This window comes from Pseudonocardia sp., assembly GCF_029263155.1.
GTDB lineage: Bacteria > Actinomycetota > Actinomycetes > Mycobacteriales > Pseudonocardiaceae > Pseudonocardia.
Map to the genome: position 1 here is coordinate 1 of NZ_JAJCYB010000105.1, position 10,999 is coordinate 10,999.

Consider the following 10,999-nt stretch of genomic DNA (forward strand, 5'->3'; position numbering starts at 1 on the left):
GGGGGCGGGGGGGCGGTCCCCATGTGTACGCGCCTGGTCCCCCCCGCCCACCGGCGGGCGGGGCGGTGCCGGGTGGGACCCCCCCCGCGTCCGCTCGGGAATCGTGCGCCTACCGCCCCGGGATCGGCTTCCCGCTGAACACGTACTTCTGCGCCAGCGCCACCGGGTCGTAGGCCGCCGCGGCCGGCTGCTCCGCCGTGACCGTGACCGGCCGGGACTGCACGATGCACACCGGATCACCCGCCCGGCGGTGCCGGGAGATGACCCACTCGACGTCGACCGGGTAGCCGTAGTGCTCCTCGATCGCGGCCACCGCCGTCGCGATCGCGGCGACCTGCTCGTCGTCGAGGACGCGCCGGTCGGCCAGCTTGGCCGGCATGTCGATCTCGGTGACCCGACCGTCGGCGAAGTCGAACGCGGACACGACCTTCTTGTGCGCCACGTCGTAGCGCAGGATCCGGCCGTCGGCCTTGCCCACCTCGACGTGGTCGGGATCGACGAGCCCCTGCACGATGGCCTCGCCCCACCCCCAGGAGGTCTCGACGACGATCCGGTCGGGCTTGCCGGTGACCGGGTGCACCGAGAACGCCACCCCGGACGCGCGGGCGTGGATCAGCTCGATCACGCCCACCGCGATCGGCATCGCGTGGTGGGAGATGCCCTTGCGCAGCCGGTAGGCCAGTGCCCGCCCGGTGAACAGCGAGCCCCAGCACCGCCGCACCGCGTCGATCACCCGCTGCGGTCCGGAGACCCCGAGGTAGGTGTCGAAGATCCCCGCGAACGACGCGTCGGCCGCGTCCTCCCCGGTCGCGGAGGAGCGCACCGCCGTCGGCACGTTGACGTCGACGGCCCGCAGGCACAGCTCCTCGTAGGCCTCGGTGATCTCCGCGGCGAGGGCGTCGGACATCGGCGTGGCCTCGAACAGCTCCCGGATCCGCGCCGACGCGTCCTCGACCGCCGCGTCGGACGGCTCGGCGCCGAGCCAGGAGATCACCTCCTCGATCCGGGCGTCCAGACCGGACTCGGTGCAGTGCCGCAGGTACGCCTCGACGGTGACGGCGAAGCCCTGCGGCACCTCCACCCCGGCCCGGTGCAGCTCGGTGAGCCGACCCATCTTCGATCCCGCCAGCGCGACCGCCTGCGCCGGATCGACCTCGTCGACCCAGACCACCGAGCGGAGCTCGCCGGAGCGAGCGTCCGAGACCGACTCCATGAGAACCCCCGTCGTCACGCGCCCGCCAGGTCCGCCGCGCGCTTGAGAATGGTGACCCGGCCGTTCGTGCCGTCCACCTCGACCTCGTCGCCGTCCTGGATGGCCAGGGTGGCGACCCCGATCGCGGTCACCGTCGGTACGCCGTACTCGCGACCGACGATGGCCGCATGGCTGAGCATGCCACCGCCGTCGCACGCCGCGCCGGCGATCTTGCCGAAGGCCGACGTCCAGCTCGGCGAGGTCGACTCGCACACCAGGATCGAGCCGGGCTCGAGCCGGTGCATGTCGTCGCTGCTCTGCAGGACCCGCGCGATGCCGGTGGCTGTGCCCTTGGCCGCTGCCACGCCCTCGAGCACGGTCTCCTCGGCCGCGTTCGGGTTCTGCACCGCCCGGATCGACGCCGGGTTGAGCCCGAAGATCTCGATCAGGACCGGGTCCTCGACGGTGTCGGGGACGGTGCCGAGCACCTTCGGCATCGAACCGCGCTGGGCACCCCAGTGGTCGAAGTACTGGCGGCGGTCCTTGACCAGGCTCTTGAGCTCACCGCGGTAGGTCCCGCCGGCCGCGACCTCCTGCAGCTCCGGCCAGAACAGGTAGAGCATGTCGTCCTTGCCGTCGGCGCCGACCCGGCCCGACAGCTCCTGGCAGACCCGCCGCAGCGGGATCATGACCTTGAGGTCGATGTAGTAGTTGTGGTCGTCCTGCCACCACGGGAAGTTGGCCGCCTGGTTGGAGCTGAGCCCGGCGTCGAAGACGGCCTGCTCCTCCTTCGTCAGCCCCGAGCGTGCCGCGTCGATCGCGGCGTCCCGCTCGGCGAGGGCGTTGCGCGCCGACGCCTCGAAGTCGTGGTCGGTGTCCTGGAGCACGAAGCTCTTGATCATGTCGAGCGGGATGGTGTTGTCCTCGACCCAGCTCGGCACGCCGACGTCGCAGGTGGCCTCCTGGCGGTGTCCGTAGACGGCCAGGAAGTCGTCGAAGTCGGTGAGCCACTGCGACGCCGAGCCGCCGTGCGCGGACAGGGCGGTACGGATGTCGTTGCCGGAGTTGTCCTCGAACACCTGCCGCAGGCCCGCGGCCTTGGCCTTCTTCGCGAGCTCGGCGAGACCGCGGTCGGTCTCCATGATCTTGGTGTCCTCGCCCTGGAGGAACTTGCCGATGTCGGCGGTGTTGATGCCCATCTCCGCACACGCGCCGTAGAAGCCGAGGAAGTTCACCAGCAGCGGGTACATCACGCCGAAGTGGATCTCCATGGAGCGCTGGTGGTAGCGCCGGGCCTGGGTGAGCAGGTCGGGGAGCTCCCCGGTGGGGACGGCGGTCAGGTCGAGGCCGTGGAAGTAGTCCCACGTGGCCTCGAGCTCGTCGCGCCCGGCCTCCCAGGTCTGGCGGTAGTTCGCCAGGAACTGCGGCAGGTTCGTGCCCAGGCGCTGGGCGCGCGCACCGATCTGGCGGGGATCGGGCTCGGGCAGCGCCGAGCCGTAGAGGTGCGTGCCGGCGAAGCGCGAGGTGATCCCCCGCCCGGGCGGCAGCGGCAGCGCCTCCGCGGCGTGCTGGGTGCCCCAGCAGTAGCCGTCCTGGCCCCAGGCGAACGCGGCCAGCGGGGTCAGCCCGCGCGACCAGTGGAAGTCGAGGAACCAGAACTTGTCCTCGTCCTCGGGGGTGAACGGCCCGGTGCCGTCGATGATGTAGGGCGAGGCGATGAACTCGGGCTTGAAGCCCGGGTACCACTCCCCGGTGTAGGGCTCCACGGGAACGACGTTGGCCATGGCGGACTCCTGATGCGTGTGGCGGTTCGTCGGACCGTGGCAGTCGTCACAGGCCCTCGGCAAGCGACCCGTTCTCCCCTGCCGAACGGAGCGACGCCGTTCTGCTCAGCCGAACGGCGCCCTTCCCGCAGGTACAGAGCGTTTCTACGGTCGTGGCCATGCTGAGCGCGGAGAAGAACGAGCGGCTGACCCGCGTCGGGCCGGGCACGCCGATGGGTGAGCTGCTGCGCCGCTACTGGTGGCCGGTCGCCACCCACGACATGGCGACGCGGGTGCCCGTCCGACGCCGCCTGCTCGGCGAGGACCTGGTGCTCTACCGCGACGGCCGCGGCACCGTCGGCCTGCTCGCCGAGCAGTGCCCGCACCGCCGCGCCGCCCTGTGGCTGGGCTGCACCGAGGACGTCGGGCTGCGCTGCGGGTACCACGGGTGGCGCTTCGCCGCGGACGGCACGTGCCTGGAGCAGCCGGGCGAGCCCGCGGACTCGACGTTCAAGGACCGCATCCGCGCCACGGCCTACCCCGTGCAGGAGCTGGGCGGGCTGGTGTTCGCCTACCTCGGGCCGCTGCCCGCGCCGGAGCTGCCGCGCTACGACCTGTTCGTCTGGGACGACGCGTGGCGCGACATCGGCCACGCCGAGCTGCCCTGCAACTTCGTGCAGATCATGGAGAACTCGGTCGACCCGTACCACGTGGAGTGGCTGCACGGGCGCTACGGCTCGTTCCTGCGCGAGCTCGACGGCAACAGCGCGCCGCTGCCCGTCGTCACGAAGAAGCACGTGAAGGTGGCGTTCGAGGTCTTCGAGCACGGCATCCTCAAGCGCCGCGTGCTGGAGGGCCACACCGAGGACGACGAGGACTGGAAGGTCGGCCACCCGCTGGTGTTCCCGCACATGCTGCGCGTCGGGGCGGCGGGGCTCGCGACGTTCCAGATCCGGGTCCCGATCGACGACGAGAACACCTGGCACGTGTGGTACCAGACCTACCGGCCCGACGGCGGCGCCCCACCGCAGGACGCGATCCCCGTCTACGAGGTGCCGCTGCGCGACGAGCGGGGCGAGTGGCTGCGCGACTACGTCGACGGCCAGGACATCGTCGCCTGGATCACCCAGGGCCCGATCTCCGACCGCAGCAAGGAGCACCTGGGCCGCTCGGACCTCGGCGTGATCATGCTGCGCAAGCTGTACATGGAACAGATGGACGCCGTGGCACGCGGCGAGGACCCGCTGTGCACCCACCGGGAGCCGCACGACGTGATCGAGCTGCCGATGGAGCGCGACAAGTTCGGCTCCGCGATGGAGTTCCGGCAGCTGTGGACGCGGGAGAGCTCGGTGCGGTACTCACCGATCCGCGACGAGGTGCTGGAGCTGTTCGGGGACCCGGTACCGGCGTGGTGAGGTTCTGTCCGGGCTGCGGCACCGAGCTGGCCGGCGCCGCGTTCGTACAGGAGTACTGGGCGGCGCAGGACCGGCACGTGGTGTGCTGGTGCCCGGGGTGCGCGCTGATGTGCACCGTCGTACTCGGACAGCTCGTGGGAACGGAGCCCGAACACTGATGGCGCGTGCACTGCTGCTGGACCTGGGCGGGACCGTGTTCCGGTCCGGCTCGGAGATGATGGCCCTGCTCGGCGAGGCGCACCCGGAGGCGGCGGCGGTCGCGGCCCGGCGCGGCCCGCTCGGCCCCGAGCCCGACGAGCTGTGGGACCGCATGATCCGCTCGGAGATCACCGAGCGCGACTACTGGCAGCGGCGCTGCGACGAGGTGGGCGCCGCGCTGGGCCGGGACTGGCCGATCCAGGAGTTCATGCACACGCTCTACGCGCTCGTCGGGGACGACATCGTCCGCCCCGAGGCCGCCGCCCTGATCGCCGACGCCCGCGCCGCCGGGATCGCCGTCGGGGTGCTGACCAACGACCTGCGGGCCTTCCACGGCGAGACGGGGATGGCGGCGCACCCGGTGCTCGACGGCATCGACGCGTTCGTGGACGGCTCGCTCACCGGCGTGCTCAAGCCCGACCCCCGCGCCTACGCGATCGCGGTGGAACAGCTGGGACGCGAGCCGGGCGACATCGTGTTCGTCGACGACATGCCGTGGAACATCACCGGCGCCCGCCGGGCGGGCATGATCGCGGTCGAGGTCGACCTGACCGACCCGGCGGCCGCGTTCGCCCGGGCCCGCACGGAGCTCTCGCTCACCGAGGAGGCCGCGTGACCCCCACCCGACCGCAACGAACGGCACACCGGTCCACTCCTGGCGCACGGGAGTGCCGTTCGTGGCGCGGGGGACGGAGGTGAGCGGGGGGATCGCCGTCGTCGTCGGCGCCTCCGGGGCGCTCGGTTCCGCCGTCGCCTCCCGGTTGCGCGGCGAGGGGCTGACCGTCGTCGCCGTCGCCCGGACAGCGGGGCCGGGCGTCTGCGTGGCCGACATCGGCGCGGACTCCGCCGTCGACGCCATCGCCGCCGGGGTCGCGGCCGCGGGCGAGGGGCCGGTGCGGATGGTGGTGCAGGCCGCCGGGCTGCCGGCCGCCGGGCCGCTGGAGTCGATCGAGCCCGACGCGCTGGGTCGCGCGGTGGCGCTGAAGGCGGGCGGCCTGCTGCGGCTGGTCCGGGCCGTGGACGGGCGGCTGGAGCGCGGCTCGCGGATCGTCGCGCTGGGCGGGCACTACGGCATCGAGCCCGCCCCCTACGCCTGCGCGGCGGGCGTCACCAACGCGGCGCTGGCCAACCTGGTGCGCCAGCTCGCGATCACCTACGGCCCGCGCGGGGTGACGGCGCACCTCGTGGCCCCCGGCCCGGCCGACACCCCCCGCCTGCGCGGGCTCTCCGAGCAGGCGGCGCAGCGCCGCGGGGTGCCGGTGGACGAGGTGCTCGCCGAGCGGGCCGCCGAGTCCCCGCTGGGCCGCCTGATCACCCCCGGCGAGGTGGCGTGGGCGGTGGCGACGCTGCTCGCGCCGGAGGCCGACGCCCTGCACGGCTCGACGCTGGGCCTGGACATGGGCGCCCGCAAGGGCATCTTCTGACGGCGCCGGCACTGACGGCGCCGGCACTGACGGCGGCCGTCGCACACCCCGCGGACGGTCGCAGAGGCCGGGCACGCTGCGACGATCCGGAAGCTCTGCGACACACGGGAAGCTCGATGCCCGCCGGGTGTGGGTCAGGGTGTCGCGCGGGCGGCGATCTCGCCGCGCCGGGCCGCGCTGGCCGGCACCCCGCCGATGCCCCAGTCGTCGGGGTCGACGGGCACGATCCGCCCCCGCACCGACGCCCGGTCGACGCCGAGCACGTCCACGATGATGTCGGTCAACGCGCCGAGCAGCCGGTGGCGCTGCTCCACGGGCCGCCCGGCCAGCACGATCGCGGTGAAGTACGGCGCGTCGACGCCGGGCACCCCGCCGGTCACCCAGTGCTCGCGACGGTGCAGCGTCAGGTGGGCCCGGATGCGCTCCGGTGGCGAGTCGAGCACCTCGGCGTACCGGGTGCCCAGCGCGGCGAGCAGCGCACGGTGCTGCTCGCCGGTGTGGCTCCCCTCGATCAGGTGGACCTCGAGGATCGGCATGCCGATCACGGTAGGCACCGCGCGGGGCCTGGTCCAGATCCGCGTTCCACCCACGGGACCGCCGGATCCGGACCGCGATTCGGGCTGTGCGACGGGCTCCTCCGCCGCGCACCTACCGGCCGGGTCGACGAGGTCCTCCGTGCCTGCCCGGCCAGGACCGGCTCGCCCCGGACCGGACACCCACGGCGCGATTCGCGCCGCCGGCTCGACCAGCCGTCGTCGACACCGCAGTGCCGAACGGGTGACCCGCTACGGCGTGATCGCCATGACCACGGCCTTGGGCTCGGTGAAGAACTCGCGGCTGAAGTTGCCGCCCTCGCGGCCCCAGCCCGAGTCCGCGAACCCGCCGAACGGGGCGCGCAGGTCGCGGACGAAGAAGCAGTTCGTCCAGACGGTCCCGGCGCGCAGGGCGGCGGAGACGCGGTGGGCACGCGACAGGTTCTCGGTGAACACCATCGCGTTGAGCCCGTACGGCGAGTCGTTGGCCGCGGCGACGGCCTCGGGCTCGGTGTCGAACGGCGTCACCGTGACGACCGGCCCGAACACCTCCTCGCAGACGATCGCGGAGTCCGCCGGTGCGTCGACGACGACGGTCGGCCTGACCGTCCACCCGTCGCCCAGGCCGCCGGTGAGGACCTTGCCTGCGCCGTCCTCGACGTAGCCGCGCACCTTCGCGTAGTGCGTCTCCGACGCCAGCGGCCCGATCTGGGTGGCCGGATCGCGCGGGTCGCCGATGACGAGCGCCTCGGCGGCCGCCACGAACCGGGCCAGGAACTCGTCGAGGATCTCCCGCTGCACGTACAGCCGGGAGCCGGCGAGGCAGACCTGCCCGGCGTTGGTGAACACGGCCTTGATCGACCAGTCGACGGCGTTGTCCAGGTCGGCGTCGGCGAACACCAGGTTCGCCCCCTTGCCGCCCAGCTCGAGGCTGACCGGGGTCAGGTTCCGCGCCGCGGCACCGGTGATCACCCGGCCGGTGCCGGACTCGCCGGTGAAGGTGATCCGGTCGACGCGGGGGTCCGCGGTGAGCGCGGAGCCCGCGGAGTCGGGCCCGTAGCCGTGCAGCACGTTGAGCACGCCCGGCGGGATGCCCGCCTCCAGCGCGAGCCGGGCCAGGATCGTCGCGCTCGCCGGGGTGTCCTCGGCGGGCTTGAGGACGACGGTGTTGCCCCAGGCCAGCGCCGGTGCGACCTTCCAGCTCTCCAGCATCAGCGGGAAGTTCCAGGGCGCGATCGCCGCGACGACGCCCGCGGGCTCGTAGCGGGTGTAGGCGTGGTGGCCGGTGTCCATCGGCAGCGTCTCGGCCATCGCCAGGCGGGCGTGGTCGGCGAAGAACCGGAAGTTCTGTGCGGTGCGCGGCACGTCCTTGGTGCGGGCGTCGGTGATCGGCTTGCCCATGTCGTGGCTGTCGGCCTGGGCGAGCTCCTCGGCGTGCTCGGTGACCAGGTCGGCCAGCCGGTGGATCAGCGCGCCGCGCTCGGCGAATCCCATCCGCGGCCACGGGCCCTCGTCGAACGCCGTGCGGGCCGCGGTGACGGCGAGGTCGGCCTCCGGCCCGCCGCCCAGCGCCACCTCGGCCCACGGCTGCTGCGTCCACGGGTCGACCGACGCGAACCGTGCACCGTCGAGCGACCCGCGCTCCTGCCCGTCGATGACGTGCCCGAAGAACTCCACGCTCACTCCCCTTCCGAGGCGAGCTGGATCGCCACGTCGATGATCATGTCTTCCTGGCCGCCGACCAGGCCGATCTCCCCGCAGCGGCGCAGGATCGCGTGTGCGGGGACCTTGTAGCGCTCGGCCGCGGCCTCCGCGTGCAGCAGGAAGGACGAGTAGACGCCGGCCCAGCCCTGCACGATCGCGTTGCGGTCCATCTTCGGCCAGCGGTTCAGGTACGGGCGCACGACGTCCTCGGCCGCGTCGAGCAGGCCCATGACGTCGACGCCGGTGGAGACGCCGAGCCGGTCGAACACCGCGGCGAGCACCTCGGTGGGCGAGTTGCCCGAGCCCGCGCCGAGCGCGCACAGCGAGCCGTCGATGTAGCGCACGCCCACCTCCTGGGCGATCACCGAGTTGGCGATGCCGAAGCTCAGGTTCTGGTGGCCGTGGTAGCCGACCCAGGCCTCGTCACCCACCTCCGCGACCAGCGCCTCGAACCGGGCGCGGGCCTCGTGCATGAGCAGCGCGCCCGCCGAGTCGGTGCAGTACGGGGCCTGGCACCCGGCGTCGACCATGATCCGCGCCTGCTTGGCCAGGTCCTCCGGCGGCGTGCGGTGGGCCATCATCAGGAAGCCCGCGGTCTCCATGCCCAGGTCGCGCGCGGCCGCGAAGTGCTGCGGCGAGACGTCGGCCTCGGTGCAGTGGGTGGCCACGCGCACCATGTCGGCGCCGGCGTCGCGGGCGCGCTTGAGGTCGTCGACGGTGCCGATGCCGGGCACCAGCAGCACCGCGATCTTCGCCTGGCGCGCCTCGTCGCGGGCGGCGGCGATGAGCGTCATCTCGTCGGTGTGGGAGAAGCCGTAGTTGAAGCTCGACCCGCCCAGCCCGTCGCCGTGGGTCACCTCGATGACGCCGACGCCGGCGCGGTCGAGCGCGCGGACGGTGTCGCGCACCTGCTGTTCGGTGAACTGGTGCGCCATGGCGTGGGAGCCGTCGCGCAGGGTGGTGTCGACCAGGCGGACGTCGTGTTCGAGCTCGGGCCTCATCGGGCCACCTCCAGCTTCCGGGCGGCCATCAGCTCACCGACGCGGGCCGCGGCCGCCGTCATGATGTCGAGGTTGCCCGCGTACTCGGGCAGGTAGTCGCCGTTGCCCTTGACCTCCAGGAACACCGCGACCCGGCCGTTGTGGCGCCAGCTCTCGCGCGGGTCGTCGAACTGGGGTTCGGCGCGCAGCGTGTAGCCGGGCACGTACTGCTGGACGTCGGCCACCATCTCGTGGACCGAGCGGGTGATCGCGTCGTGGTCGGCATCGGGGCCGATCATGCAGAACACGGTGTCGCGCATGATCATCGGCGGCTCCACGGGGTTCAGGATGATGATCGCCTTGCCGCGCTGCGCCCCGCCGACCTCGGACACCGCGCCCGAGGTGGTGTGGGTGAACTCGTCGATGTTGGCCCGGGTGCCCGGCCCCGCCGACCGCGACGACACCGACGCCACGATCTCGGCGTAGGGCACCGGCGTCACGCGCGCGACCGCGTGCACCATCGGGATCGTCGCCTGCCCGCCACAGGTGATCATGGAGACGTTGGGGGCGTCGAGGTGGTCGCGCAGGTTCACCGGCGGGCAGACCATCGGCCCCAGGTGCGCCGGGGTCAGGTCGACGGCCTGGATGCCCGCCTCGGCGTAGCGCGGCGCGTTCGCGACGTGCGCCGCGGCGGACGTGGCCTCGAACACGATCTGCGGCAGCGGGTCCTGGCGCAGCAGCCAGTCGACCCCCTCCGCGGACGCCGCGACACCCTGCTCGCGGGCCCGCGCCAGTCCGTCGGACTCGACCACACCCACCATGTACCGCACGTCGATCAGGTCGCTGCGGCGCAGCTTGGCCAGCAGGTCGGTACCGATGTTGCCCGGTCCGACGATGGCGGCCGGGACGCCTCTGGAGCTCATGCCCCGAGCCTGACGGCCGTGGGGTCCCGGGGGAACCGCCCCGTTCCGACCAGCGGAACGCCGGGCGGCGTTCGACACCGGTGACGTGGACCGCGCCCGGCGACACGGCACCGCACCGGCGACACGGGCACCGCACCGGCGTCCGGACGTCGGTGCCGCGTCGACGGCGGCGGCGCGGTCGCGACCGATCCGCTTGCGGTGCCGCGCGGCGGTCTCTCGGCGACCCGGGCCCGGTCGAGTCGGCCGCCACCCGGTCCCGCGGCCGGGAAGCGCCTAGGTTGAGCGGGACCGAATCACGCACGAAGGAGCCGACCGGCATGCCCGCCACTCCCCCCGATCCCTACAGCTTCCTCCCCGAGGTCCCGACCTTCACGCTGACCAGCACCGACGTCTCCGACGGCGGCACGCTCGCCGCGGCGCACACCAGCGGCGCGTTCGGGGTGCCCGGCGGCGAGGACCGCTCCCCGCAGCTGAGCTGGTCCGGCTTCCCCGAGGGCACCCGGAGCTTCGCCGTCACCGTCTACGACCCCGACGCTCCCACGGCGAGCGGCTTCTGGCACTGGGCGGTGTTCGACATTCCCGCCTCGGTCACGTCCCTGGACGCCGGGGCCGGCGCGCAGGGCGGCGCCGGGCTGCCGGCGGGCGCGGTGCAGCTGCGCAACGACGGCGGCTTCGCCGGGTACATCGGCGCGGCCCCGCCCGCGGGTCACGGTCCCCACCGCTACTTCGTCGTGGTGCACGCGCTGGACGTCGAGAGCCTGGAGGTCCCGGCCGACGCGAGCCCGGCGTTCCTCGGCTTCAACCTCTTCGGCCACACCCTCGCCCGTGCGACCATCACGCCGGTCTTCGAGCAGTAGCTGCCGCTGA

Annotated in this window: 11 protein-coding genes; 5 read left to right on the forward strand and 6 right to left on the reverse strand. The window is 73.1% G+C overall.

The genetic code is table 11. The annotated features are described in order from the left end of the window. Positions 1 to 109: 109 nt before the first annotated feature. Both Q1K26_RS22005 and Q1K26_RS22010 read right to left on the reverse strand, forming a co-directional pair. On the reverse strand, positions 110 to 1,231 hold the full coding sequence (locus Q1K26_RS22005; RefSeq protein ID WP_300016291.1) for a PEP/pyruvate-binding domain-containing protein: 1,122 nt from the start codon (positions 1,229 to 1,231) through the stop codon (positions 110 to 112). Next, positions 1,228 to 2,976 (reverse strand): PEP-utilizing enzyme, encoded by a 1,749-nt coding sequence (locus Q1K26_RS22010; RefSeq protein WP_300016294.1) that lies wholly within the window; start codon positions 2,974 to 2,976, stop codon positions 1,228 to 1,230. Before Q1K26_RS22010 ends, Q1K26_RS22005 begins: the two co-directional genes overlap by 4 nt. 158 nt (positions 2,977 to 3,134) lie before the next feature. Here Q1K26_RS22010 and Q1K26_RS22015 point away from each other — a divergent pair, with 158 nt between their 5' ends. From Q1K26_RS22015 to Q1K26_RS22030, 4 genes are all read left to right on the forward strand, one after another. Continuing rightward, entirely contained in the window at positions 3,135 to 4,370 is a 1,236-nt protein-coding gene (locus Q1K26_RS22015; RefSeq protein ID WP_300016297.1) for an aromatic ring-hydroxylating dioxygenase subunit alpha, read from the forward strand. Next, positions 4,367 to 4,528, forward strand: a complete 162-nt coding sequence (locus tag Q1K26_RS22020; RefSeq protein ID WP_300016300.1) for a hypothetical protein — start codon at positions 4,367 to 4,369, stop codon at positions 4,526 to 4,528. The genes Q1K26_RS22015 and Q1K26_RS22020 overlap by 4 nt, the downstream gene beginning before the upstream one ends. Beyond that, complete coding sequence (locus Q1K26_RS22025) at positions 4,528 to 5,184, forward strand: HAD-IA family hydrolase (protein ID WP_300016303.1); 657 nt, start codon at positions 4,528 to 4,530, stop codon at positions 5,182 to 5,184. Before Q1K26_RS22020 ends, Q1K26_RS22025 begins: the two co-directional genes overlap by 1 nt. 79 nt (positions 5,185 to 5,263) lie before the next feature. Further along, positions 5,264 to 5,992, forward strand: coding sequence for an SDR family oxidoreductase (locus tag Q1K26_RS22030; RefSeq protein WP_300016306.1), 729 nt, complete (start codon positions 5,264 to 5,266; stop codon positions 5,990 to 5,992). Between the two features lie 134 nt (positions 5,993 to 6,126). Here the strand turns inward: Q1K26_RS22030 and Q1K26_RS22035 are convergent, their stop codons facing one another. The 4 genes from Q1K26_RS22035 to Q1K26_RS22050 form a co-directional block, all read right to left on the reverse strand. Next, entirely contained in the window at positions 6,127 to 6,528 is a 402-nt protein-coding gene (locus Q1K26_RS22035; RefSeq protein WP_300016308.1) for a tautomerase family protein, read from the reverse strand. 249 nt (positions 6,529 to 6,777) lie between these two features. Next, positions 6,778 to 8,202 carry an aldehyde dehydrogenase gene (locus Q1K26_RS22040; RefSeq protein WP_300016311.1) on the reverse strand — a complete coding sequence of 475 codons (1,425 nt, stop codon included), beginning with the start codon at positions 8,200 to 8,202 and terminating at the stop codon, positions 6,778 to 6,780. Positions 8,203 to 8,204: 2 nt separating this feature from the next. Next, positions 8,205 to 9,230 carry a 4-hydroxy-2-oxovalerate aldolase gene (dmpG, locus tag Q1K26_RS22045; RefSeq protein WP_300016314.1) on the reverse strand — a complete coding sequence of 342 codons (1,026 nt, stop codon included), beginning with the start codon at positions 9,228 to 9,230 and terminating at the stop codon, positions 8,205 to 8,207. Then, positions 9,227 to 10,132: an acetaldehyde dehydrogenase (acetylating) gene (locus Q1K26_RS22050; protein ID WP_300016317.1), complete on the reverse strand. Its 906-nt coding sequence runs from the start codon at positions 10,130 to 10,132 to the stop codon at positions 9,227 to 9,229. The genes dmpG and Q1K26_RS22050 overlap by 4 nt, the downstream gene beginning before the upstream one ends. A 317-nt stretch (positions 10,133 to 10,449) precedes the next feature. Between Q1K26_RS22050 and Q1K26_RS22055 the strand changes: the two genes are divergently transcribed. Further along, a complete protein-coding gene (locus Q1K26_RS22055; protein ID WP_300016320.1) occupies positions 10,450 to 10,989 on the forward strand; it encodes a YbhB/YbcL family Raf kinase inhibitor-like protein in 540 nt (179 codons plus the stop codon). Positions 10,990 to 10,999: the final 10 nt, after the last annotated feature.